At 70.0% G+C, this 21,607-nt stretch carries 28 protein-coding genes, 1 tRNA gene and 1 pseudogene; 23 read left to right on the top strand and 7 right to left on the bottom strand.

What is annotated here, in order from left to right:
• Window positions 1-8: 8 nt before the first annotated feature.
• The 21 genes from H295_RS0140820 (at window position 9) to H295_RS46320 (ending at window position 14,387) form a co-directional block, all read left to right on the top strand.
• Window positions 9-329 carry a hypothetical protein gene (locus H295_RS0140820; RefSeq protein ID WP_020141138.1) on the top strand — a complete coding sequence of 107 codons (321 nt, stop codon included), beginning with the start codon at window positions 9-11 and terminating at the stop codon, window positions 327-329.
• Between the two features lie 9 nt (window positions 330-338).
• Entirely contained in the window at window positions 339-686 is a 348-nt protein-coding gene (locus H295_RS44905) for a hypothetical protein (RefSeq protein ID WP_020141137.1), read from the top strand.
• Entirely contained in the window at window positions 683-1,093 is a 411-nt protein-coding gene (locus tag H295_RS0140810; protein ID WP_020141136.1) for a DUF6093 family protein, read from the top strand. Before H295_RS44905 ends, H295_RS0140810 begins: the two co-directional genes overlap by 4 nt.
• Window positions 1,093-1,494 (top strand): hypothetical protein, encoded by a 402-nt coding sequence (locus tag H295_RS0140805; RefSeq protein WP_020141135.1) that lies wholly within the window; start codon window positions 1,093-1,095, stop codon window positions 1,492-1,494. The genes H295_RS0140810 and H295_RS0140805 overlap by 1 nt, the downstream gene beginning before the upstream one ends.
• A 3-nt stretch (window positions 1,495-1,497) precedes the next feature.
• Window positions 1,498-1,911 carry a hypothetical protein gene (locus tag H295_RS0140800; protein WP_020141134.1) on the top strand — a complete coding sequence of 138 codons (414 nt, stop codon included), beginning with the start codon at window positions 1,498-1,500 and terminating at the stop codon, window positions 1,909-1,911.
• Between the two features lie 13 nt (window positions 1,912-1,924).
• Complete coding sequence (locus H295_RS0140795) at window positions 1,925-2,254, top strand: hypothetical protein (protein ID WP_020141133.1); 330 nt, start codon at window positions 1,925-1,927, stop codon at window positions 2,252-2,254.
• A gap of 72 nt (window positions 2,255-2,326) precedes the next feature.
• On the top strand, window positions 2,327-2,806 hold the full coding sequence (locus H295_RS0140790) for a hypothetical protein (protein ID WP_020141132.1): 480 nt from the start codon (window positions 2,327-2,329) through the stop codon (window positions 2,804-2,806).
• Window positions 2,806-3,327 (top strand): hypothetical protein, encoded by a 522-nt coding sequence (locus tag H295_RS0140785; RefSeq protein ID WP_020141131.1) that lies wholly within the window; start codon window positions 2,806-2,808, stop codon window positions 3,325-3,327. The genes H295_RS0140790 and H295_RS0140785 overlap by 1 nt, the downstream gene beginning before the upstream one ends.
• A gap of 38 nt (window positions 3,328-3,365) precedes the next feature.
• On the top strand, window positions 3,366-3,647 hold the full coding sequence (locus tag H295_RS0140780; protein WP_020141130.1) for a hypothetical protein: 282 nt from the start codon (window positions 3,366-3,368) through the stop codon (window positions 3,645-3,647).
• Window positions 3,648-3,650: 3 nt separating this feature from the next.
• Window positions 3,651-7,700, top strand: coding sequence for a phage tail tape measure protein (locus H295_RS0140775; protein WP_020141129.1), 4,050 nt, complete (start codon window positions 3,651-3,653; stop codon window positions 7,698-7,700).
• Window positions 7,701-7,713: 13 nt separating this feature from the next.
• Entirely contained in the window at window positions 7,714-8,583 is an 870-nt protein-coding gene (locus tag H295_RS0140770) for a phage distal tail protein (RefSeq protein WP_020141128.1), read from the top strand.
• A gap of 10 nt (window positions 8,584-8,593) precedes the next feature.
• The gene (locus H295_RS47005; RefSeq protein ID WP_158691126.1) at window positions 8,594-9,610 is read left to right on the top strand and encodes a hypothetical protein; all 1,017 of its coding nucleotides are present in this window, start codon (window positions 8,594-8,596) and stop codon (window positions 9,608-9,610) included.
• Window positions 9,607-10,686: a hypothetical protein gene (locus H295_RS0140760; RefSeq protein ID WP_020141126.1), complete on the top strand. Its 1,080-nt coding sequence runs from the start codon at window positions 9,607-9,609 to the stop codon at window positions 10,684-10,686. Before H295_RS47005 ends, H295_RS0140760 begins: the two co-directional genes overlap by 4 nt.
• Complete coding sequence (locus H295_RS0140755; RefSeq protein WP_020141125.1) at window positions 10,686-11,450, top strand: hypothetical protein; 765 nt, start codon at window positions 10,686-10,688, stop codon at window positions 11,448-11,450. The genes H295_RS0140760 and H295_RS0140755 overlap by 1 nt, the downstream gene beginning before the upstream one ends.
• Window positions 11,447-11,665: a hypothetical protein gene (locus H295_RS0140750; RefSeq protein WP_020141124.1), complete on the top strand. Its 219-nt coding sequence runs from the start codon at window positions 11,447-11,449 to the stop codon at window positions 11,663-11,665. Before H295_RS0140755 ends, H295_RS0140750 begins: the two co-directional genes overlap by 4 nt.
• Window positions 11,666-11,729: 64 nt before the next feature.
• Window positions 11,730-11,999: a hypothetical protein gene (locus tag H295_RS0140745; RefSeq protein WP_020141123.1), complete on the top strand. Its 270-nt coding sequence runs from the start codon at window positions 11,730-11,732 to the stop codon at window positions 11,997-11,999.
• Window positions 11,999-12,349, top strand: a complete 351-nt coding sequence (locus H295_RS47710; protein WP_199788685.1) for a hypothetical protein — start codon at window positions 11,999-12,001, stop codon at window positions 12,347-12,349. Before H295_RS0140745 ends, H295_RS47710 begins: the two co-directional genes overlap by 1 nt.
• The gene (locus tag H295_RS0140735) at window positions 12,342-13,250 is read left to right on the top strand and encodes a hypothetical protein (protein WP_020141121.1); all 909 of its coding nucleotides are present in this window, start codon (window positions 12,342-12,344) and stop codon (window positions 13,248-13,250) included. The genes H295_RS47710 and H295_RS0140735 overlap by 8 nt, the downstream gene beginning before the upstream one ends.
• Before the next feature lie 20 nt (window positions 13,251-13,270).
• Entirely contained in the window at window positions 13,271-13,456 is a 186-nt protein-coding gene (locus tag H295_RS0140730; protein ID WP_020141120.1) for a hypothetical protein, read from the top strand.
• Between the two features lie 11 nt (window positions 13,457-13,467).
• Window positions 13,468-13,737: a hypothetical protein gene (locus H295_RS0140725; protein WP_020141119.1), complete on the top strand. Its 270-nt coding sequence runs from the start codon at window positions 13,468-13,470 to the stop codon at window positions 13,735-13,737.
• Window positions 13,734-14,387 carry a hypothetical protein gene (locus tag H295_RS46320; RefSeq protein ID WP_043218809.1) on the top strand — a complete coding sequence of 218 codons (654 nt, stop codon included), beginning with the start codon at window positions 13,734-13,736 and terminating at the stop codon, window positions 14,385-14,387. Before H295_RS0140725 ends, H295_RS46320 begins: the two co-directional genes overlap by 4 nt.
• Before the next feature lie 56 nt (window positions 14,388-14,443).
• Here H295_RS46320 and cyaB read toward each other — a convergent pair whose 3' ends face one another.
• Window positions 14,444-14,998 (bottom strand): class IV adenylate cyclase, encoded by a 555-nt coding sequence (gene cyaB, locus H295_RS0140720; protein WP_020141118.1) that lies wholly within the window; start codon window positions 14,996-14,998, stop codon window positions 14,444-14,446.
• A 17-nt stretch (window positions 14,999-15,015) separates the two neighbouring features.
• The gene (locus tag H295_RS0140715) at window positions 15,016-15,906 is read right to left on the bottom strand and encodes a helix-turn-helix domain-containing protein (protein ID WP_234021784.1); all 891 of its coding nucleotides are present in this window, start codon (window positions 15,904-15,906) and stop codon (window positions 15,016-15,018) included.
• A 124-nt stretch (window positions 15,907-16,030) separates the two neighbouring features.
• Between H295_RS0140715 and H295_RS0140710 the strand changes: the two genes are divergently transcribed.
• Together H295_RS0140710 and H295_RS47380 are read left to right on the top strand one after the other, a co-directional pair.
• Window positions 16,031-16,414 carry a DUF6415 family natural product biosynthesis protein gene (locus tag H295_RS0140710; RefSeq protein WP_020141116.1) on the top strand — a complete coding sequence of 128 codons (384 nt, stop codon included), beginning with the start codon at window positions 16,031-16,033 and terminating at the stop codon, window positions 16,412-16,414.
• A complete protein-coding gene (locus H295_RS47380; RefSeq protein ID WP_158691125.1) occupies window positions 16,411-16,662 on the top strand; it encodes a hypothetical protein in 252 nt (83 codons plus the stop codon). Before H295_RS0140710 ends, H295_RS47380 begins: the two co-directional genes overlap by 4 nt.
• Here the strand turns inward: H295_RS47380 and H295_RS0140705 are convergent.
• The 5 genes and pseudogenes from H295_RS0140705 to H295_RS44380 form a co-directional block, all read right to left on the bottom strand.
• A complete protein-coding gene (locus tag H295_RS0140705; RefSeq protein WP_020141115.1) occupies window positions 16,633-16,872 on the bottom strand; it encodes a helix-turn-helix domain-containing protein in 240 nt (79 codons plus the stop codon). The two genes, H295_RS47380 and H295_RS0140705, sit on opposite strands and share 30 nt — an antisense overlap.
• A 291-nt stretch (window positions 16,873-17,163) precedes the next feature.
• Window positions 17,164-17,239, bottom strand: a tRNA-Lys gene (locus tag H295_RS0140700).
• 98 nt (window positions 17,240-17,337) lie between these two features.
• Complete coding sequence (locus H295_RS0140695) at window positions 17,338-18,873, bottom strand: amino acid permease (protein ID WP_020141114.1); 1,536 nt, start codon at window positions 18,871-18,873, stop codon at window positions 17,338-17,340.
• A 63-nt stretch (window positions 18,874-18,936) separates the two neighbouring features.
• A complete protein-coding gene (locus H295_RS0140690; protein ID WP_020141113.1) occupies window positions 18,937-21,057 on the bottom strand; it encodes an FG-GAP repeat domain-containing protein in 2,121 nt (706 codons plus the stop codon).
• Between the two features lie 199 nt (window positions 21,058-21,256).
• A pseudogene (locus tag H295_RS44380) lies at window positions 21,257-21,607 on the bottom strand (RNA helicase); the annotation flags it as partial.

Here is a 21,607-nt window from a genome sequence, read left to right as displayed (position 1 = left end):
CCGCCGACATGGCGACTTTCAAGAGCACCCGCTACCCGCACCTGACCTTGCAGGACGAGAAGGGGGTCTGGGCACAGTTCAAGGGCGGCGAGTTCGAGACCTCGGACGCGAGCGTCGTCAAGCGGCTGCGGGCCCTGCCGGAGGAGGAGGGCATCGTCGAGGCGAAGTCCTCCGGCAAGGACAGCGAGCCGAAGGCGCCGGCCAAGTCCGCGTCCAAGGACGACTGGGTGGCCTGGGCCGTGTCCTGCGGCGCCGACCCCGACGAGGCTGCGGCGGCCACCCGGGACGACCTCGCCGCGAAGTACGCAGACGCCAGCCCTCAGCAGTAGGAGGATCCGGTGGACCTGGCAACCCTCACCGACCTCGCGGACCGCCTGGGCCGCGATCTGACGGCCACAGAGGAACGCCAGGCCACCGCCTGGCTCAAGGACGCGTCCGCGCTGATCCTGGACCGGTTCCCGCAGTACGCCACGGCGCCCACGGACATCTCCCTGAAGGTCTGCTGCGCCATGGTCCTGCGGAAGCTGGACAACCCCAACGGCAAGCGGCAGGAGTCCATCGACGACTACTCGTACACGATCGACTCATCGCGTTCGCGCGGCGAGATCTATCTGTCCGAGGAGGAAGCCGACGAACTCCGGGGCGTCCGGGGCGGCGCCTTCAGCATCGTGCAGGGGGCGACGTGAACGTCGACGGCGTCCTCGCCGCCGGCCGGGCCGCGGCCAAGGCCCGCATGCGCGACACCGTGCGCCTCTACTCGCAGGCCGACGACACCTTCGACCGCACGACCGGCAACACGGTGCCCGGCGCCCAGACCACGCGCTACACCGGCGTGGGCCGGGTCAAATCCGTGGCGCAGGCCTCCGGCGAGGACGTCCAGGCCTCGGACCGCGAAGTGCGCCTGCTGGAGTACGTGGTCGAACTCCCGTGGGACGCGCCCCTGCCCGACGGGGTGAGGGTGCTGCCCGGCATGTGCATCGAGGTCACCGACTCCCAGGACGCCCGCATGGTCGGCCTCGTCCTGTACGTGACCGGGGCCCAGTTCGGCGACCAGGCCACGGCCTGGCGGATCAAAACGGAGGACAGATCCTGATGGACAACAGGTTCGACATGTCCGACGTCCGGCGCCTGGAGCGGCACCTGGCCCGCAGCATCCCCCGGGCCCGGAGGGACGCCCGCGCGGTCACCATGCGCGGCGCCGTGAACATCAAGCGGGACTGGCGGAAGAACGCCCGCCAGTCCTCCGGGCGACACGCCCCGCTGTACCCGAACAGCGTGGGCTTCGACATCGCCAACTACGGGCCGGACATCGTCATGGCGACGATCGGGCCCGACAAGGGAGCCGCTCAGGGCGCCCTGGGCAACATCCTGGAGTACGGGTCGGTGAAGAACCCTCCCCACAACGACGGCGGCCGCGCCTTGGCCACGGAACTCCCGCGGTTCGAGGCGCAGATGGCCCTGGTCATGGAACGCGGCCTCGCCTGGGGGATGTGACCGATGGCCACCACCCCCGAGGTACTGCCGCACCTGGACGCCGTCCAGGCCGCCCTGGAAGACGCCGACCTGGTCGTCTACGTGGGCGGCACCCCCACGTCCGCAGGGTGGTCGGCGCCCGACAAGTTCGCGGTCCTCTACCCGGACCCGGGCATGGCCGTGCGCGAGTCCCTCGCCGACGAGCGCACCGACTTCGACACGACCATGCAGATCACCTGTGTCGGCGGCGACCCGGTACGCACCCTGTGGGTCGCCGACAAGGTCCGCAAGGCCCTGGCCGCCCCGCTGGCCGTAGAGGGCCGCTCCTGCTGGCCCCCCGAGGACCTGGGCGGCCCCCCACTGGCACGGGACGACGACGTCACCCCGCCCCTGTGGTTCCTGCCCGTCCAGTACCGCATCTGTTCGACACCTGCCTGATGGAGGGCACCCCATGGCAACACTCGGAACCCAGGTCATCGCCCTGGCCGGCCTCGGCCCCACCTACGCGGCCGCGGCCGGCGGAGGCGACAAGTGCGAGGTCGGCGACCGCGTCTTCCTGCACGTCAAGAACGGCTCGGGCAGCCCGATCACGGTGACGCTCACCTCGGTCGCCGCCTTCCGCGGCCAGGCCGTCTCCAACGTCACCGTCTCCGTCCCCGCCACGGGCGAGCGGATGATCGGCCCGCTCAGCCCGGACCTGCTCCAGAACGCCTCCGACGGCCTGTGCGCCATCGGCTACAGCGGCGTCACCACGGTCACCGTGGCCGCGCTGCGCATCTGACCCCGCCCCACCACACACCCTTCGAGCCCTGAGCCACCTGGCCGGGGCCTTTTGTTTGCCCTGGAGGGCCGAATGTCTGACCTCATCAGCGACGGCAAGACCCGCGTGGCGTGGCTGTCCACCGTCGCGAACATCAACGCGCCGACCGTGGCGGAGCTGACCGCCGGCGCCGACTACACCAAGCGCATCACCCCGGACGGACTCAAGGTCGACCCGTCCACGGCGGACGTCGACACGTCGTCGCTCGCGTCGACTTTTGACACGAAGACCGCAGGTCGAGTGGGCTTCGACACCGAGCTGACCTTCAAGCGCGGTGACACCGTCGGCGACGACGCCCCGTACACGACCCTGAAGTACGGCGTGTCCGGCTTCCTGGTCATCCGCCGCGGTGTCGCCTACAGCACCGCGTGGACGGTCGGCCAGAAGGTCGAGGTCTACCCGATCACCTGCGGCGAGCCGCAGAACTCCAGCCCGGCCGCGAACGAGGTCATGAAGTTCGTGTCGCCGATGAAGGTGACGGACGCCCCGGCGACGTCCGCGACGGTCGCCTGATGGGGCGCAGCATCCAGGAGATCCTGGCGCAGGCCAAGCCCCGGGAGCGCACCGTCACGGTGTGCCTCCGGGGCGACTTGGCGGGTGAGGTGGAGCGCCTCACCGATGAGATCAGCAAGGTCTCCGAAGAGTGGGAGCCCGCCGACCTCACGGACGAACACCCGGGCCGGGCGCTCTCCGAGCAGCTCCATGAGGCGAGGAAGCAGGCCAAGGCCGCCGAGGAGCCGTTCACGTTCCGGTACATCGGCGACAAGGCCTACAGCGACCTGCTCGCCGCGCACCCGTCCGAGAACGAGAACGAGCTGTTCGACTCGGTCACCTTCGGCAGGGCCCTGGTGTCCGCCTCGTGCATCGCCCCGGTGATGACCGAGGACGAGGTCACCGAGCTGTTCGAGGTCATCAACGAGGGCGAGATCAAGAAGCTGTTCGACGCCGCCTGGGACGTCCACAACGCCGCGGACGTCATCCCTTTCTCGTTGGCCGCCTCCGCGCTCCTGGCGGGCCTCACCGGCGGGAAGTAGAGGCGGCACGCGCCTGGGGGGTCCCCCGGAGCGTGTTCATGGGGCGCGTCGTCCAGGACGGCGAGCCGCTCTGGCTCGAAGAAGACCGGGCCTGGGCGCTCGCCCTCCTGGAGGCGGAGAAGAACGCCTGCCCCGAGTGTGGCCAGCCCTGGGACATCGCCACCGACCCCAAGAACGAGTTCGCCTTCACCGCCGAACTCATCCGCTGCCACCCGTGCACCACATCAGCCAAGGCCGTGAAGGCCCACCAGGACAGGAACAAGGGCTCGTCCGAGGGCCTGCATGTTCACCTCGACTACCGCAGACCAGACGGGGGGTGAACCGTGGCCACCCGTACCGTCACCGTCCGGCTGCGCGCGGACATCAACCAGTACACCCGCGGCATGCGGCAGGCCGCCGACTCCACCTCCCGGCTCGCCGGGGCCGGCGCCGCGGTGGGCACCGCGATGGTCACCGGGTTCGCGATCGCCGCCGCGGCCGCCGCGCGGTTCGACAAGGCCCTGTCCAACGTCCGCGCGGTCACCCAGGCCAACGCTCAGCAGATGAAGCAACTGCGGGCGGCAGCACTGGAGGCGGGCAAGACCACGTCGTTCACGGCGACCCAGGCCGCGGACGCCGAGGCGGAGCTGGCACGCGCGGGCGTGAAGGTGTCGGACATCACCGGGGGCGCCCTCAAGGGCACCCTGGCGCTGGCCGCATCCGGACAGATGGGCCTCGCCGACAGCGCCGTGATCGCGGCCCAGGCGATGAACACCTTCGGTCTGAAGGGCAAGGACGTCTCTCACATCGCCGACGTCATGTCCGCGGCCGCGAACAAGAGCGCCGCCGACATGAACGGCCTCGGCATGTCGCTGCGCCAAGGCGGCCTGCTCGCCAAGCAGACCGGCCTGAGCCTGGAAGACACCGTCGGCACCCTCGCAGCCTTCGCGGACCACGCTCTCATCGGTTCCGACGCGGGCACCTCGCTGAAGGTCATGCTCCAGCGGCTGACCCCGCAGTCCAAAGAGGCGCAGGCCATGATGGACAAGCTGGGCTTCACGGCCTACGACTCGCAGGGCAAGTTCGTGGGCCTGACGAAGCTGGCGGGCAACCTCCAGAACAGCTTCAAGGGCCTCACGCCCGAGGCCCGCAACGCCGCCTTCGCGACGATCTTCGGTAGCGACGCGGTGCGGTCGGCGACGATCCTGTACGAGCTCGGCGCTGACGGCATCGCCAAGTACACCCGGGCGGTCAATGACCAGGGCGCCGCTGGCCGCATGGCCGCCACGCAGACCGACAACCTGGTCGGCGACCTGGAGCGGTTGCGCGGTGCGATCGAGGTTGCCCTGATCGAGGGCGGTTCCTCGGCGAATGGTGCCCTGCGCACGATGACCCAGTGGATCACCCGGCTGGTCAACGCGTACAACGACCTGCCGCCCGGCCTTCAGCACGCCGTCACTCTCCTCACGGGCGTGGGTGGCGCCGCGACTCTCGCGGTCACCGGATTCGTGCTGCTGCTGCCGCGGATCGCCGCCACGCGAGCGGCGCTGTCCTCCATGGGCCTGACCGCCGCTCGTGCGCGGGTCATCCTGGGCACCCTCGGCCAGGTGGGCGCAGTCGTGGCGGGCCTGGAACTGATCTCCTACGCGAGTCAGTCCGTGCGCGATCAGTTCAAGGACGCTCCGCCGTCGGTGTCGAAGATGGCCGCGAGCCTTGTCGACCTCGGCAAGACGGGCAAGGTCGGCGGCGAGGCGCTCGACAAGCTGGGCAAGGGCCTCGACGGCTTCGGTGAGGCAGTCAAGCGTGTCGCGCACCCGGACTGGAAGGCCCGCAGCACCGACATCGTCAACAGCATCACCCTGAACATCACCAAGGGTATGGGCGAGGCCCAGATCCCCTTGGACGAGGCCCACGACAAGATCAAGTCTGTTGATGAGGCGCTCGCCCAGCTGGCCCAGTCGGGCAACGCGCAGCTGGCTGCCGACGCTTTCAACCGGCTCGCCGGCGCTGCGGCCGCGGATGGCACGAGCAAGGAGAAGCTGCTCACGCTCATGCCGCAGTACACCGACGCGCTGGCGCAGGTGGACGTGCAGAGCAAGACGTCCGCGACGTCTCAGGCAGAGCTGGCCAAGCAGCTCGGTGTGACGGCCGACCAGCTCCAGGACCAGCGGAGCGAGGCGGAGAAGCTCGTCGATGCCCTCAACGCGCTCAACGGCGTGAACATCGGGGCGGCGGAGAAGGAGATCAGCTTCCGCCAGTCCTTGGCCGACCTGAGTGAGGCGGTCAAGGACAACGGCCACAGCCTGGACATCACCACCGAGAAGGGCCGCAAGGTCAAGACCGCGTTCCTGGAGGCGGCACAGGCCGCCATGGACCACGCCCAGGCCGTCGCCCAGCAGAAGGACAGCCAGCAGGCTGGCCAGGCCGCCCTGGAGACGGACATCGGCCTGCTGAAGAAGCAGATGGAGGCGGCCGGGTTCTCGAAGGAAGCGATCGAGCAACTGACCGCCACCTATGCGCAGCTTCCGGTGTCGGTCGCGACGAAGGTCGACGCGAAGACCGAGGGCGCACTGGCCGACCTGGAGGCGGTCAAGGCCAAGGTCGCCGGCATGAAGGGCAGGACCCTCACCATGGCGGCGCCGACCGCAGAGGCGCGTGCGCAACTGGAGGCCCTGGGCTTCAAGATCAAGAACACCAAGGGCAAGCAGGTCATCATCACGATCCCGACCGGCCCGCCCAAGGCCGCAGCCTCCGACATCCAGCGGGCCATCAACAACATCACAGGCAAGAGCGTCGGTGTCGGTGTCTACACCACCGAGTACTACAAGAAGGTCCAGTCCGGCGACAACGTGCCCCCCATGCTGCGCAAGCGGGCGCGTGGCGGCATCGTCGGGTACGCCGACGGTGGCATGCCGCAGTTCATCCCCTTCGGGGGCGCTGTGCGCGGCCCGGGCACCAGCACCTCGGACAGCATCCCGGCGCTGCTGTCCAACGGCGAGTACGTCGTCAAGGCCGCGTCCGTCGCGAAGTATGGCGTGGCCATGTTCGACCGCCTCAACGCCGGCCGGTACGCCTCCGGCGGCCTGCTGGGCGGCTTCACTTACACCCCGACCGGCATGCCGGTGCTCGGCGGGCCGTCGGACGCGAAGTCCCGCTACGACCAGGAGATCGCGGACCTGAAGAAGGCCTGGGACGACCTGAACAAGGCGCTCAAGGACCAGAAGAAGGCCGCAGACAGCCTGCGGTCGGCGGAGAAGAACCTCGCCGCGGTGCGCAAGGGCCACCACACTGCGGCTCAGCTGCGGTCGGCGGAAGAGCGGGTCAGCAAGGCCCGGTCGGCGAAGCGGTCCGCGGACTCGACGGTCGCGAAGGAGCGCAAGGACGTCTACGCGGCGGACGCCGAGCTGGGGCTGAAGAAGGGAGCGAAGACCCCGCGCGCCTTCAACCTGAAGGCGTATGAGACGCAGCTCGACGAGTCGGTGGCCGCCACCCAGAAGTGGCGCGCGAGCCTGACGAAGATCGGTCAGCGCGGGGGCGCCGAGCTGAAGGCGATGCTGGAGGGGATGGGCGAGGACGGCTACGCCCTCGTCAACGCCCTCGCCGGGGCATCGGACAAGCAGTTCAAGTCGATCGTGGCGAAGCTGGAGAAGACGGGCGACATCGCCAAGGCGACCCTGGCTGACTTCACCAAGCAGCTCGGAGCGTCGACCAAGGAGAGCCAGCAGTTCGCCACGGACCTCCAGAAATTGGCCGCGGCCGGGTTCGGCGACCTCGCCCAGGCGCTCGCCGCCCAGGGCGACTCCTCCGCGATGGCCCTTGCCCATCAGGCGGCAGGCGACAGCAAGGCAGCCTCGGCCGCGAACAAGGCCGTCGGCACCGCCCAGGGCACCCTGTCCGGCGAGGACCTGACCAACGCGCTGACCTTGCTTTCGACGCTCAGGGGCGCCCCCGGGCGCGGGTTCGCCGACCTCATCGCGGCGGGCCTGGACGTGGCCACCATTCGCGCCCTGGTTCCCAAGATGACCGCCCAGATCAAGGCGCTGCCCGCGGCGAACAAGGACACGTTCGTGCGGCAGTGGAACCAGCAGGGCGGCGTCGCGATGGCCGCGGGCGGCATCCTCACCCGGCCCACGGTGGTTCTCGGCGGCGAGGCCGGGGACGTCGAGTCGTGGATCCCGTGGAACGGCTCGGCCCGCTCGCGGGCCCTGCTGGCCAAGACGGCCTCGGCGATGGGCTATCAGCTCGTGCCCGCCGGGCGGTACGGGTCGGCGCCCTCGACGGCCGCGGTGGCGCGCGAGGCGGCCAGGCAGATCACGGTCAACCTCTACGCCGCCAAACAGACGGCCGCTGAGCAGGCGCACGACATCGCCCGCGTCATTTCGTTCACGGGCTGAGAAGGGGGCGGGTATGCCGTACACGCCAGGCGCCACCCTGGACGGCCTCCAGGCCACCCTTGGCGCGGTGGCCCTCGGGGCTGTCGACGCTCAGGGGGTGGCCTGGTATCTCCAGACGCTGGAGGGCTGGGACTCGCCCGACGTGCGCAGCGAGTTCACCGAACGCGAGGGCGACCATGGGGCCTGGGCATCCCCGGTCTACCTCGGATCCCGCCCCATCACCCTGGCCGGCACCATCGTTGCCCCGTCGCAGCCGCTCCTGGAGCAGGCGATGGACCAGCTGAGTGCGGCGGCCGCCCTCGACGACACCACGCTCACCGTGTGGCAGAGCGTCCCGAAGCAGGCCACCGTGCGGCGCTCGGGCAAACCGCTCATGCAGTACGTCACCGAGACGGTGGCCAGCTACTCCGTGATGGTGACGGCCGCCGACCCGCGCCGCTACGAGACGATCCTCCAGTCCGGCTCGACCGGTCTGCCGGTCACCACGGGCGGCCTGACCCTGGCGGCCACGATGCCGTGGACGCTGAGCGCGACCACGGTGGCCGGCCAGATCGTCGCCACCAACGCGGGGACGTTCGATACGCGGCCCGTCCTCGTCCTCGACGGGCCGGTCACCGCCCCGAGAATCCTGGCGCAACTCCCGGACGGGAGCGTCCAGCTCCTGACCTACAGCCAGGACCTCGCCAGCGGGGAGCAGCTGGTCATCGACACGGACGCCCACACGGTGATCCTCAACGGGCAGGCCTCGCGGCGCCGATTCCTGACCATCTCCAACGGCTGGCCGACGATCCCCGCAAAGTCCACGGTCACCTTCCAGTTCCGCGCCAGCACCTACAACTCATCCGCCCTGCTGACTGCCCGCTGGCGTTCGGCCTGGATCTGAGAGGCCCTCCATGCCCGACACTCCCATGTTCCAGAACACCATCTCCTACAGCGGGCAGAACCTGCGGGACGCGCTGCGAGTGGTGTCCATGGCGACCGGTTCCCTGTTCGGGGCGCGCGCCGGGGTCCGGCCCGGCGACCCGGGCCTGACGACGACTCTGTCCGGCTCCACCATCAACGTCAGCCCGGGCACCGCGATCCTCCCCGACCACGGCGTCTACATCGGCGTCCTCACCTCGACCTGGTCCGGCACGCTGAATGCCGCGCACGCCACCCTCGACCGCATCGACCTGGTGTATCTGAGGATCTGGGACACCGACTTCGACGCCAGCGGCCTGCGCAAGACGGACGTCGTCTACCTCGCGGGTACTCCCTCGTCGACGCCGGTCGCCCCCTCGCCGGGCGGCACGGAGGTCGCCCTGCCGCTCGCCACGATCACCGTCCCGCACACCGGGGCCGGGTCGCCCTCGGTGTCCACCGCGGTCCGGCCGGTCACCGTGGCCCCGGGCGGCATCCTGCCCTCATCCAGCGCGCCGAGCAGCCCGTATGTCGGCCAGTACTACGACAGCGGCACCGGCCTGCTGCGCTGGAACGGCTCAGCGTGGCGGCAGGTCAACCCGTACACCCCGCAGACCAGCGCACAGGTCAGCCAGCCCGGAAGCTTCACGGCCGGTTCCTTCACCGACTTCCCCGGGGCGAACTGGCCGGCGCTGACGTTCACCGTGCCGCCGAGCGGCCTGGTGTGGATCAGCATCGGCGGCGCGGTCATGAACACCAACACGACCACCGCGTCGGGGTGGATGGCCTGGCGGGCCTCCGGCGGTGTCACCGAGGCGGCCTCGGAGGCGAACGGCCTCTCGACGGTCGGCGCCCGCACCTACGCCACCCGCCGCGTCCTGCGCTCGTGGACGCCGGGTGCGAGCGTGACGCTGACCCCGCAGTACCTGTTCAGCTCGGTCGGCACCCTGACCACCGTCACCCGCGCCGACAACGGCCTGCTGGCCGTCGAGCCGGTCGCCGCCGCATGACCGGCGCGGTCCGGCTGGCCTGGTACGGCTGCGACTTGCGGACCGGTGGCATCGTCGAGGACCTGCCCTCCCTCACACCGTCCGGAGCCCTGTCGCGCAAGCTCGGCGCCCAGACCACGCTCCAGCTCGACCTGGCCCTCGCCGGGGCGCGAGCCGAATGGGATGCGGCGACGGCCCCGGGCCGCTCGCTCCTGGTCGCCGTCGACACCGCCACCGACACCCCGCTGTGGGCCGGGGCGGTCCTGACCCGGGAGGGCGGCAGCGCTGGAACCGTGCAGCTCGGCGCGGCCACCCTGGAGGCCTACCTGGACGCCCGCTACCCCGGTACCCAGACCCTCCTGGCCACCGACCAGGCGTCGGTCATCACAGCCCTGGCCACCCCGGCGCTCACCAGCGGGCCACCGCTCGTCATCGACGCGGTGGCCACCGGAACGACGATGGACTACCTGAGCAGCGACGGCGACGACAAGACGATCCTGTCGTGCCTGCAAGAGGTGATGGGCCTGGAAGGCGGCCCCGAGTGGACCATCGACGTCGCCTGGAACGCGCCCCACGACGGCTTCCAGTTCCCGCTGCGCGTGCGCGCGGCGATCGGCGTCCAGGCCGCCGCCCCCGAGGCCGTCTTCGACTACCCGGGCTGCGTCGCCGACTACACCCTCAGCGAGTCCTACGAGCAGGGCAAGGGCGCCACCCGCGTCATCGCCCGCGGCGAGGGCGAGGGCTCCTCACGGCTCACCTCCTCCGTGCAGCAGGCCACCGCGCTCATCGCGGGCGGCTGGCCCGTGTGGGACTACCGCTACACCCCGGCCACCGGCATCACCGACCCGGACCAGCTCACTGCGCACGCTGCGGCGTCGGTGGCCCTCATGGCGCAGGGCGCCCAGGTGTGGACGGTCCAGGGCGTCGCCTCCAAATCGCCCCGCCTCGGCACCGACTTCGCGCTGGGCGACTCGGTCGGCATCAGCGTCCAGAAATCCCGGCGACACCCCACTGGCGCCACGACCGTCGCCCGCTGCTGGGCGTGGGAGCTCGACGCCGGCGCGGACCGGATCCGCCCGATCCTTGTGGAGGACTGATGCCCAAGCAGCTCGACCAGTTGCCGTCCGACCCGACCACGCTGGCGCGAAGGGTCAGGGACCTTGAGCGGCAGATGACCGAGCTGCGGGCGGCCCGCCGTATGGGCTCCGCCAGCGTCGGACGACTCCGCATCTACACCGAGGACGGGCAGACCCTCCTCGCCGAACTCGGCCCCACCGACGACCTCGGGGGCGGCCTGACCACCTACGGCAACCTGGGTGTCGACGAGATCCCCATCGCCGCGTCCCTGACGTCCGGCGAACTCAACTTCCAGCCCACCCAGCCCCAGATCGCGGACGTGAAGGCCCGCGTCTCCTACGACACGATCCCCGAGGGCGGCAGCACCCTCCAGTTCTCGTCTGGGTCCGTCAAGGAGACCGACTGGGCCGCCGTGATGGACCTCAGCTCGGTCTTCGGCGGCCGGGCGGCCTTCCTGCTGAACGGCTTCCGGGAACTCGACGGCGTGGGCGAGAGCGGCCCGTGCGACCTGGACCTGACCGGGATCCTGACCGCCGCCAACTGGGCCTACGGCACGGTCACCATCACCCCCTCCGCGGCCAACACGCCGACCTCGCAGGTCGTGTCCGGGCTGGACTTGCAGGGCTCCACCTTCTTCGCGTTCGCCACCCCGCAGACCGCAGCCCCGGGCAGCAACGTGACCGGCGTCGGCACCACGGCCGTCACCAAGAACGGCCTGACCGTGTGGGTGACCCGCACCAACACCACCGCAACCGTCGTCAACTGGCAGGTGATCGGCGTATGAGCGCCAGCGACATCACGACCTTCTTGCCCGGCATGTACTACGAGGTCACGGCCCGGGACAACAACGAGGCGTGCCGCAACTTCGGCGAGACGTTCACCGTCGCGGAGTTCTACTCCAACGCGGGAACGAACTGCTACGTGCAGTGCGGCATCTGCCGACAGCACATGGAGATCCTCACGGCGGTCCTGCTCGACCCGCAGCCCGAGGTCTCCTGACCTTCGCTCCCTGATCCGCCCCGTGCCGACCGGCCGGGGCTTTCTCTATGCCCGGGAGGGCCTCGTGAAGCCATCGATCGGACGCATCGTCCACTACACCCTCAGCCAGCAGGACGCCGACGAGATCAACCGGCGCCGCGCGGACACGTCGCAGAGCGGCAACCACGCCCGGGAGGGCGACGTCTACTCGGCGATGATCGTCCGAATCTTCGGCGAGACGCCTGAGTCGGCGGTCAACCTCCAGGTGTTCCTCGACGGGACCGACACCTTCTGGGCGACCTCCCGCACGCTCGGCGAAGGCGCGTACCACTGGGCATGGCCGGAGCGCGTCTGATGCCTGAGCGACTGCCTCGTATTGGCGAGACCGTGCACTACGTCTCCCACGGCACCCCGTTCCAAGCTGACGGAAGCCAGGCGTACACCTCCCGGTGTCGCGCGGCGATCGTCACCGAACAGACTGCCGACCCTGACCACCCGGCGCAGGTCGGTCTGGCGGTCCTCAACCCGACCGGCAACTTCTTCCACCGCACCGTGCCGTACCACGACGGCAACGCGACGGAGGGCGCCGAGGACTGCCCGAACAGAAGGAGCCACGGCAACCCGTTCCGCTACTGCGCCTGCGGCTGGGTCGAAGCATCCTTCGCCGCCGGGTCCTGGCACACCCTGGAGGACTGCGATGCCTGAGCTGTGGATGCCGGGCGCGACCCGGCTCGACATAGGCGACCACGCCCCCACCGACGGCGGCCCCGCCAAGGCGATCGGGCACATCACCTGGGACCGTAACGCCACCGCCGCGAAGCCGCAGGACCTCGTGCCCTACGAGGACCTCCGCAGCTACTTCGCGGGCGGCGGCCGGGCGGTCGCCCCGCACATCCTGTGGGACCCGTTCACCGGAAGGGTCACCCAGTTCGTCCCGGCGAACTCCCGCTCCAAGTCCCTCGCAGACGCCCCGGGCGGGACCCGCACCAACCGCGCGGGCAGCGTGGTCATCCAGGTCGAAGCGCTCTTCTTCCCGTACTGCCGCGTTGGGAAGGCGGTGTTCGCGAGGCTCGTCGACACCCCGTGTAAGGGGTGGGCGGAGCTCCAAGCCTGGGTGCACTCCTGGGGCGTGCCGAACACCTGGCCCATGGGCCGACCGACCGACTTCACCTCCCACCGGTCAGCGTCCACGTGGGCGGCGAAGGGCGGTTGGTACGGGCACAGCCAGGTCCCCGAGAACGACCACCAGGACCCCGGCTCGTGGCCCCAGTTCGTCGGCACCCCGGCCGCACCGAGCGCTCCGGCCAAGCCCCGGGTCAGCCTCGCGCACGTCGTGTACGCGGCCCGGCACGACCCGGCCGCCGCTCAGGGTCACACCACCTACAAGGCCGAAGTGCTGGTCGTCGAGAAGGCGCTGAAGGCCGAGGGCCTGCTCGCCTCCACCTACGTCGACGGCAGCTTCGGCACCAAGACCGTCGCGGCCTACGCCCGCTGGCAGCGCTCTCCGGCTGGCGGCGGCTACACCGGCGACGACGCCGACGGCATCCCCGGCAAGGCGTCTCTGCGCCTGCTCGCCGCACGGCACGGCTTCACCGTCACCGACTGACCGAGAGGAACCAACTCCCCATGAGAATCTCCAGCATCGCCAAGTCCATCACCGCGGGCGTCGCGGCCGGCGCCACGGCCGCGGTCACTGCGATCCAGGACGGCGTCCTCGACACGGGCGAGGGCGTGACCATCGTGCTCGCCGTCCTGGGCGCCTGGGGCATCACCTGGGCCGTGCCCAACAAGCAGGCCAGCCGCGACCTGTAGGGAGCACCACCTTGGACGCCGCCACCATCGGCGCGGTACTCGCGCTCGCTGGAGTGCTGTCCGGCTCGGTGGTGGCGTACCTCGGTAAGCGGGGCGAGAACGCGACCACCCGCATGAACAGCGAGATAGACCAGATCCAGGAGGAACGGGACGGGCTACGAAGCCAGCTCGCCGAGCGGGACAGCCGGATCGCCCAGTTGCTCAAGCAGCAGGGCGAGGACTACGTGACGATCGCCCGCCTCCGTGCCCACATCATCAACATGGGAGGCGATCCACCGTGACCCGTGCCGAACGGGCGCTTGCCGAGCGCTGGCGGTGGATCGCCGTCGTCTGCTGGCTTCTGGCCCTGTCCGGGCTGGCCGTCATCGGCTACTCCTGGTACAGCCAACTCGCCAACGAGGCCGACAAGCGGGGCGTGGCCGTAAGCACCCTCGCAGGTGACGTGCGTGTCCTGCGCGCGCAGGTCCAGGCGGCAGGCGAGACACCGAAGGCACCCGACCCGAGCAAGGCCGTCGAGGATCTGGAGGACCGCACCCGAGTACCCGTGCCCATACCGGGGCCGCGCGGACCCCAGGGCGACCCTGGACAGCCAGGGCCGTCAGGTTCGCCCGGCCAGAACGGTGCGGACGGGACGACCGGGACCCCGGGTGATGCTGGCGCGACCGGACCTGTGGGCCCGGCTGGTCCCGCTGGTCCGCCCGGCCCCCAGGGAGACCCGGGACCTGCTGGCCCGCAGGGCGAGCAGGGAGCCACGGGTGAGCGCGGCCCGGCTGGTCCGTCCTGCCCGGACGGCTACAGCCTCCAGGCGCCCGCCGATGACCCGGACGCTCTGGTGTGCCGACGCGACGGCGCCCCGGCCCCGCAGCCGACCGACAATGGTGGTGGCCTGCTGTCCATGGGCCTCGACCCGACCCGACGCCAATACCCGTAACGAATGCGGCCCCACTCTCCCACTGGGAGGGCGGGGCCGCATTCGTGCGTTCGGGGTCAGCGCCGCTGCGCTGCAACAGCGCCGGTGTAGGTCTCGCGGGTCAGATCCTCGGGGGCGATGCCCAGCTCGGCGAGCACCGCGCGGATGTCGTCGAGGGCCGCGGGCACGTCGTCCTCGTCGACGATGGTCTCGACCTCGAGGAAGGTCCCGTCGATCTCGGGGACCCGGACGAGCGTGGCGAGCATCTGCCGGCCGCAGGCGGTGAAGTCGTAGTTGCGGCACCGCTTCTCGAACGCGATCTGCACCACGTGCCCGAGGCCGCGCAGGATCGCGTGCGCCGCCTCCGCGTCAGCGACCGTCGTCTCGTGCTCCGGCTTGGACCCGGACGCCTCGTCGACCGCGGCGCCCTTGAAGGTGAGCACCGTGCGGGTGCTGTCGGGGCCATGCACAGTGCGCACCCGCAGTTCCTCGTCAGCCTTCTCCAGCGACCCGTCCGGCCGGTCGTAGTAGGTATCGCGGTACACCTCGACCCGTGCCGTCGCTCGCTCGTCCAGCTGCTGCATCACGGCCTCCGGGTCGTGGACCCGGGCCTTCAACTCGGCCTCGATCACGGCCGTCTCCCCTTCCGTCAGACGGTGCGCACGGCACCGTCGATGACCGCCTCGAACATCCTGCGAAAGCCCCGGTACAGCGGGCCGTGAGGGGTCGCCATCACCTTGTACGTAGCCGACTCGTGCCCCTCCCACCCCGAGTCGAACGCGCCGACGAACATGGTGGTGTCCGTACGGATCAGGCGCCAGGTCGGCAGCATCGCGTAACGCCACACGCCGATGTCGCAGGAATCGGCCAGCTCCCGCAGCCGCGCTTCGGCAAGCAGGACCCCGGACGCGAGGGACTCGGCGGACTCTCCGATCTCGGCCGCCCGACGGCCGAGGGCGTCGCTGTCGGGGTCAAGGAGAGCGACCCGGACCCGGAGCCCCTTGCCACCTTGGTCGCGCGGCAGGCAAGCACGGAGCAGGCTGTCGTTGAGCCCGATCAGACCGAGCCCGCGCACGGCGAGCACATCCAACTCCTCAGCTTCGCGGGCCTGCTGCTGGATCTCCTCAGCGGCGGAACTCTGCGCCGCGTACACGCGGACCACTTCGGGGAACGCGGCCAGGTCGAAGGCTGCACCACCGGAGCGCTTCTCCCGGCTCGCAGCCAGCCCAAGGAGATGGCGGGCGTCGTCGGGCATGTTCAGGCCGTCCGCAATCCGCTCGTACACATCGAGGCGGGTCACCTCGCGGCGGCCGTTGATGATCTCGTTCACGCGGGCCTGAGTCATCCCGGCCGCGGCGGCGATGCGGGCCTGGCTCGCGCCGGCGTACTGCTGCACGCGTCGGAAGACTGCGCCCATGTCCCGGGCTCTGAGGGCCTGGCGGACCTCGGCGCGCTCCCATGCCCAGTCGGGCAGTTCGATCGGCTGTAGCGCGGTCCCCATGGTTCGGCCCCCGGTATCGCGAACGGGATGGAAAGCCATCTCACAGTGAGATTACCGGTGGGGGATCGAACCGACACCATCCGTCACATGACGCTGGCCAGATCGTGTTAACCCCGGCGGCCGCGCGAACGGCCCCGGGCCTGACCGACTGGATGGAGTCGATATGCCGCACGCTACAGCTTCGGATCCCAGCACGGCAGAGGCGGAGCACCTGCCCCTCGACACGAGGGCGATGCGGGCGAGCACGCGACTCGTCCTGGCCGAGGAAGAGCCCGAGAAGCTCTTCGAGGGCGCTGAGTTGGAGAGGCTCCAGGACACGTTCCGCGAGTACCTCCAGGCGCTCATCCCTGCCGTCCGCGATCGTGCCTACGTACTGCCGCAGAGGTCCGCCGACCGCACGCGCGCACTGGCCGGCGTCAGCGAAGCCAAGGGCAGGCTGCGTCTGGGGAGCGGCGACAGCGACCTGGTCCGCGGTGCCGTCGCGGTCCGCCTGGCCTGGTCCGTGAAATGCCTCTGTGGCCACTACGAGCGGATGGCCCCGCGGTGACAGCGAGGAAGAGCCTTGCGATCCGTACGTCGGAAGCCCTCAGATCCGGAGCCCGCGCCGCTGGTTACTGCGGGCTCGTCCACCCCGACGGCATCGCGTCCTGCACCAGGCCGCCGCACGCCGACCATGAGCACATCGACTACTACAACGGGCGCCCGAGTGTCGCCGCGGTCAGCGGTACAAGGTGGACCGAACAGGCCCGTACGGACCGGCGGCGGTCACCTGTCCTGGACGAGCTCGACGAGTGAGATCCCGAGGCCGTGGGCGAGAAGGATCAGGTCCATGAGGTCCGGCCAGGTGGCCCCGGTCTCCCACCGGTGGATCGTCTTGTGGTCGCGCCCCGCCCGCTCGCCGAGCTGGATCTGAGACAGCCCGGCAGCCCGCCGGAGGTCGCGAAGGTGCTCGCCGAAGGCCCTCTGCTGGGCGACGGCCCATTCGGGGAGGGGATCAAGCGGCACCCGTACACGCTCGAATGATCATGTCGGGAAGTCTTTACCACCGGTGGTAAATCTTGCGATCTTGAACCAGTGCTGCTTGATGCAGCACGGCACAGGCCGCCGAGGCGTTGGGTGAAAACCCGGAGAGGACGCCGAGGCGGAGCCGGGCGGTCACCCCCGTGGGTGGCCGCCCGGTCTCGTTTCTGCGGTTCGGTCGTACCTTCGGGCCAGCGACGGGCCAGCGGATGATCATGTAAGTACCCGAAAACGGACACACCCCCAGCTCGAATTACCTCTGAGCTGGGGGTGAGTTGGTAGGCCCTGTGGGACTCGAACCCACAACCAATGGATTAAAAGTCCACTGCTCTGCCAATTGAGCTAAGGGCCCAGGCGATGTTGCCCCCACGAGCATAGCCGGACGTGGCCGTGTCTCCGATCGGGTATCGGGGACACGGCCGTGTCAGGGGGGCCGGGGTGAGGGAAAGGTCAGGGATCGACCGGTTCGGGGGCGTTCGCGCGGGCCGCCTCGCGGGCCTTGGTGCGCTCGTGCTCCGGGTTGAGGAACCAGTGCCGGGCCGAGGCCGCCCACCAGATCCAGGCGAAGCCGAGGACGGCCAGGACGGCGATCGGGGCGTAGTTGAAGGTCTCCCAGGTGACCGGGGAGACCTGCGGGAGCATGAAGAGGATCGTGATCACACCGACCCACCCCACCGACACCAGGCCGATCGCACGCGACCAGCGGCCCAGATGCCACGGCCCCCGGTCGAAGGCGTCGCCCTTGCGCAGCCGCAGCAGCGTCGGGATGACGTAGGCGATGTAGAGGCCGATCACGGCGACGGACGTCACCGCCGCGTAGGCCGTGTAGTTGATCAGGTACGGCAGGCCCAGCAGCAGCGCCCCGCCCGCGGCCAGCCACACCGCCGCCACCGGGGTGCGGGTGCGCGGGCTGACCGTGTGCCAGAGGCGCGAGAACGGCAGCGCGCCGTCGCGTGAGAAGGCGTAGATCATGCGGCTGTTGGCGGTCACCGACGCCATCCCGCAGAACAGCTGGGCGCCGATGACGACCAGGAGCAGGAGCTTGCCGGCCGTGGCGCCGAGCGCGTCGAGCAGGATCTGCGCCGGGGGCGCGCCCGTCGGGGAGTGCAGGGCGCCGTCGTAGGACTGGATCGCGAAGGTGAAGCCGAGCAGGAGCACGAAGCCCGCTATCCACGACGTCCAGATCGACTGGACGATGCCCTTCGGGCCCGCCGTGGACGCGTCGTGCGTCTCCTCGGTCATGTGGGCCGAGGCGTCGTAGCCGGTGAAGGTGTACTGGGCCATGAGCAGGCCCAGCAGCACCACGTACACCCCGCTCCCCCAGCCCGTGTTGTTGACGAACTCGCCGAACACGAAGGACGCCGACTGGTGGGTGTCGGGGGCGAAGGTGAGCGCGCCGACGATGACGGCCACGCCGATCACGTGCCACCACACGCTCACGCTGTTGAGGAGCGCGACGATCCGGACGCCGAAGGTGTTCAGCAGGCCGTGCAGCAGGAGGATGGCGGCGAAGAGGAGGATCGTGCGGCCGGGCGTCACCTTGAAGTCGAACTGGAGGTTCAGGTACGCCCCGAGGAAGGACGCGGCGCCGAAGTCGATGCCCGCCGTCACCGCGACCTGTCCCAGCACGTTGAACCAGCCCGTGAACCACGCCCAGGCGGCCGCCGATCTGGGTGGAGCCAGCCGGTGCGCCCAGAAGTACAGGCCCGCCGAGGTCGGGTACGCCGAGCAGATCTCGGCCATCGACAGACCGACGAACAGCGTCATCAGGCCTACGGCGACCCAGCCCCAGGTGATCACGGCTGGGCCGCCGGTGTTCATGCCGAACATGTACAACGTCAGACATCCCGACAGCACCGAGATGATGGTGAAGGAGACCGCGTAGTTGGAGAACGCCGACATGCGGCGGGCGAGGACCTGCGTGTAGCCGAGCTGGGCAAGCCGTTCTTCGTCGGAGAGCCCTCTCGGTATGTCGTCATCTGTCATGCCCCCAGCGATTCCCATCCCGAGGGCGTGACACACGTCACAACTTGGCCGGGAAGTGCCCCTCTAGAAAAGGCCCTTGTAGCCCTGCCAGCCGCTCGCGATCTTCACCCGCGCCCCGAACGACCCCTTGCCATTGCCGTTGTTGCGGAACAGGTTCCCGGCGGTGTCGCGCGAGACCAGGTCGTTCTTCCCGTCGCCGGTGATGTCACCGACGCCGACAACCACGTTGTAGGAGGTCCCCCAGTTGGAGAAGACCTTCACCCGCTCCTTGACCTGCCCGGTGCCGGTGCCGTCGTAGCGCCACAGCGTCCCGGCCTTGTCCTGCACCAGGACGTCCCCGAAGCCGTCGCCGTTGAGGTCACCGGCGCCGACGATCTTCTTGTAGGTGGCCCAGCTGCGGATCTTCACGCCCGGCTTCAGCTTGCTCGCCCCGTCGTTGGCGAACAGGTAGACGTCACCGGTGGACGCCTTGCGGGCCAGCAGATCGACCCGGCCGTCGCCGGTCAGGTCGCCGGGGGCGGTCAGGACGTTGTACGCGTTCCAGCCGGTGCCGAGCGAGGTGTGGCTGCTCGACGGGCTGTACGACCCCCCGCACATGCCCGCGTAGCGGCGCAGCTCGCCGCTCGGCATCCGGACCAGCATCTCGGCGCAGCGATCCGTGCCCATGTCGCCGAAGGGAACAGCGACGGTGCCGACGGGCCAGCCGGACACGCTGTCCTTGAAGTCGAAGGTGCCCTTGCCCCTGGTGTACTGGAGCGTCAGGGCACCCGAGGAGTTGAGAGTGACGAGCTCGCCGTAGCTGTAGCCGCCCTGGTCGTGGTGGCCCTGGCGGCCGCCGGTCAGCCCGAACGTCCCGCTGGTCGTGTACGTGCCCACGCCGTCGGCGGCCCTGGCGGTCAGCGTCCAGTTCTTGGGGCCGTTGTAGGCGTAGGCGCCCGAGTCCGTCTTGCCGTCCCAGGCCAGGTCGATCGCCGTACCGCTGCCCTTCAGGGTGCGGTCGGTGCGGCCCTGGGCGTCCTTGACCGTGAAGGTCCAGTCGGCGGGCTTGTTCAGCTGCCAGGTGCTGTTCCAGGTCGTGCTGCCGCCGTAGCGGCCGGCGGCGTCGAAGTCGCCGTCGTCCAGGTCCGCCTCGATCTTCCCGAGCGACTGGGCGGGCACCCCGCTCGGCACGATCCGGACCGTGCGGTCGGCGTCGACGTAGGCGACACCCCCGCCGAACTTGTCCACCGACCAGGTCAGCCGCCGCTGGTCGGCGGTGTTCCCGGCCGGCAGGTCGGCGATCGCGCGCGCGGCGGCGGCCGTACCGGAGTGGTAGTCCGTCAGCATCAGCTTGCCGGCGCTCCGGTCGTGCTGGACGAGATAGCCGTCGCCGACGAGCGCGGGGCCCGAGGGCACCGTGATGTTCTTCTTCGCCGTACGGTCGTACACGCCCGCCGCGCCCGTCGGACCGCAGTTCCAGTAGATCCAGCGGCCGACGACCTGGAGTTCCTTGACCGTGCAGGGGGCTCCGGTGGAGACGGTAGCGACCGTCTTCTTCCCCTCCAGGTCGTACTGCGTGACGACGCCGTTGCCCGAGCCCGGCGTCCACAGCGCCGAGCCCCACACGGAGGCGGCGGTGACGGAACGGGTCAGCCGGACGTCCTCCGAGCGGTACCGGTTGACGGCGTCGACGTACTGCTTGCCGGTGGAGGCCGCGTTGTAGACGAAGTAGCGCCCGGTGGCATCCACGAACCGGCCGCCGGTGACCTGCGGTTCGTCGGCGGAGTGGTAGTTCTGCTTGCTGAGCCAGATCTGAGCGCTCTCCGTGCCGTTCTCGTCGACGAAGAAGTAGCCGACGCTCTGGGCGCCGGTCGACCGCAGCGGCACGCAGCCGCCGGGGGCGTCGCACGGCACCCGCTCCGCGTGGGAGCCGTCCGCGAACGCTTCGGCGTAACCGCGGGTGCTCCGCTCCAGCACCGTCGAGCCGTCGGCGGAGAGCTGCCGGCCGATCACGTACTGGAGGCCGCTCGGCGTCTTCTCCACACTGCTCAGAAAACCACCCGCGTAGTCGATGCCCCACACGCCGTCCGTGGCGATCGGCGTCGGGGTGGTGTCCGCGGCAGCCTGGCCCGCGGACGTCAGGGTGCCGGCGCTCAGAGCGGCCAGCGAGACAAGAGTGAGTGCGATCCGGGCACGCCGGGTCAAGGGTCCCTCCCCAGGGAAGTCAGAAAAGGCGCGGCGGCAGGCCTGGTGATCCCCCTCGGCCACACTCCACTGCGCGATCCCCGGATGCTAACAACTGCCCCACAGACTCCGGTAGTCGAATGCACATACGAGAAGGGTGCATATACGAGAAGGGCCCGTACGACCGAGGTCGTACGGGCCCTTCTCACCTCACGCTGTGTCAGCCGTTGCGCTTCCAGCGCGGCTTGTCGTCGCGGCGGCCGAAGGAGCCGGTGCCGGTGCCGCTGCGGTCGTCACGACGGCCGTAGGGGCGGTCGTGGCTCGGACGGTCGTGGCTCGGGCGGTCGTGGCCACCGGAGCGGAAGCCCGGGCGGTCGCCCTGACGGTCACGGTTGAACGGGCGGTCGCTGCCCCGGTGGCCGCCACGCTCGTCACGACGCTCGAAGGAACGGCCGGCCGGACGCTCGTTGTCGCGGCGGAAGCCACCACGGTCGTTGTCCCGACGGTCACGGTTGAAGCCACCGCGGTCGTCACGACGCTCGAACGAACGACCACCACGGTCGTCCCGACG

The organism is Streptomyces sp. 351MFTsu5.1, from assembly GCF_000383655.1.
Lineage (GTDB): Bacteria > Actinomycetota > Actinomycetes > Streptomycetales > Streptomycetaceae > Streptomyces > Streptomyces griseorubiginosus.
This window is presented reverse-complemented; position numbering and strand designations above follow the sequence as displayed.

What these genes read in the sequence shown, in the direction of transcription:
- H295_RS0140760 (WP_020141126.1), top strand. Translation starts at nt 9,607, where the DNA reads ATGACCGGCGCGGTCCGGCTGGCCTGGTACGGCTGCGACTTGCGGACC.
- H295_RS0140730 (WP_020141120.1), top strand. Translation starts at nt 13,271, where the DNA reads ATGAGAATCTCCAGCATCGCCAAGTCCATCACCGCGGGCGTCGCGGCC.
- H295_RS0140695 (WP_020141114.1), bottom strand. Translation starts at nt 18,873, where the DNA reads ATGACAGATGACGACATACCGAGAGGGCTCTCCGACGAAGAACGGCTT.
- H295_RS47710 (WP_199788685.1), top strand. Translation starts at nt 11,999, where the DNA reads ATGCCTGAGCGACTGCCTCGTATTGGCGAGACCGTGCACTACGTCTCC.
- H295_RS0140820 (WP_020141138.1), top strand. Translation starts at nt 9, where the DNA reads ATGGCGACTTTCAAGAGCACCCGCTACCCGCACCTGACCTTGCAGGAC.
- H295_RS47005 (WP_158691126.1), top strand. Translation starts at nt 8,594, where the DNA reads ATGCCCGACACTCCCATGTTCCAGAACACCATCTCCTACAGCGGGCAG.
- H295_RS0140750 (WP_020141124.1), top strand. Translation starts at nt 11,447, where the DNA reads ATGAGCGCCAGCGACATCACGACCTTCTTGCCCGGCATGTACTACGAG.
- H295_RS0140710 (WP_020141116.1), top strand. Translation starts at nt 16,031, where the DNA reads ATGCCGCACGCTACAGCTTCGGATCCCAGCACGGCAGAGGCGGAGCAC.
- H295_RS0140790 (WP_020141132.1), top strand. Translation starts at nt 2,327, where the DNA reads ATGTCTGACCTCATCAGCGACGGCAAGACCCGCGTGGCGTGGCTGTCC.
- H295_RS0140805 (WP_020141135.1), top strand. Translation starts at nt 1,093, where the DNA reads ATGGACAACAGGTTCGACATGTCCGACGTCCGGCGCCTGGAGCGGCAC.
- H295_RS0140755 (WP_020141125.1), top strand. Translation starts at nt 10,686, where the DNA reads ATGCCCAAGCAGCTCGACCAGTTGCCGTCCGACCCGACCACGCTGGCG.
- H295_RS0140770 (WP_020141128.1), top strand. Translation starts at nt 7,714, where the DNA reads ATGCCGTACACGCCAGGCGCCACCCTGGACGGCCTCCAGGCCACCCTT.
- H295_RS0140735 (WP_020141121.1), top strand. Translation starts at nt 12,342, where the DNA reads ATGCCTGAGCTGTGGATGCCGGGCGCGACCCGGCTCGACATAGGCGAC.
- H295_RS0140715 (WP_234021784.1), bottom strand. Translation starts at nt 15,906, where the DNA reads ATGGCTTTCCATCCCGTTCGCGATACCGGGGGCCGAACCATGGGGACC.
- H295_RS0140795 (WP_020141133.1), top strand. Translation starts at nt 1,925, where the DNA reads ATGGCAACACTCGGAACCCAGGTCATCGCCCTGGCCGGCCTCGGCCCC.
- H295_RS0140780 (WP_020141130.1), top strand. Translation starts at nt 3,366, where the DNA reads ATGGGGCGCGTCGTCCAGGACGGCGAGCCGCTCTGGCTCGAAGAAGAC.
- H295_RS0140785 (WP_020141131.1), top strand. Translation starts at nt 2,806, where the DNA reads ATGGGGCGCAGCATCCAGGAGATCCTGGCGCAGGCCAAGCCCCGGGAG.
- H295_RS0140800 (WP_020141134.1), top strand. Translation starts at nt 1,498, where the DNA reads ATGGCCACCACCCCCGAGGTACTGCCGCACCTGGACGCCGTCCAGGCC.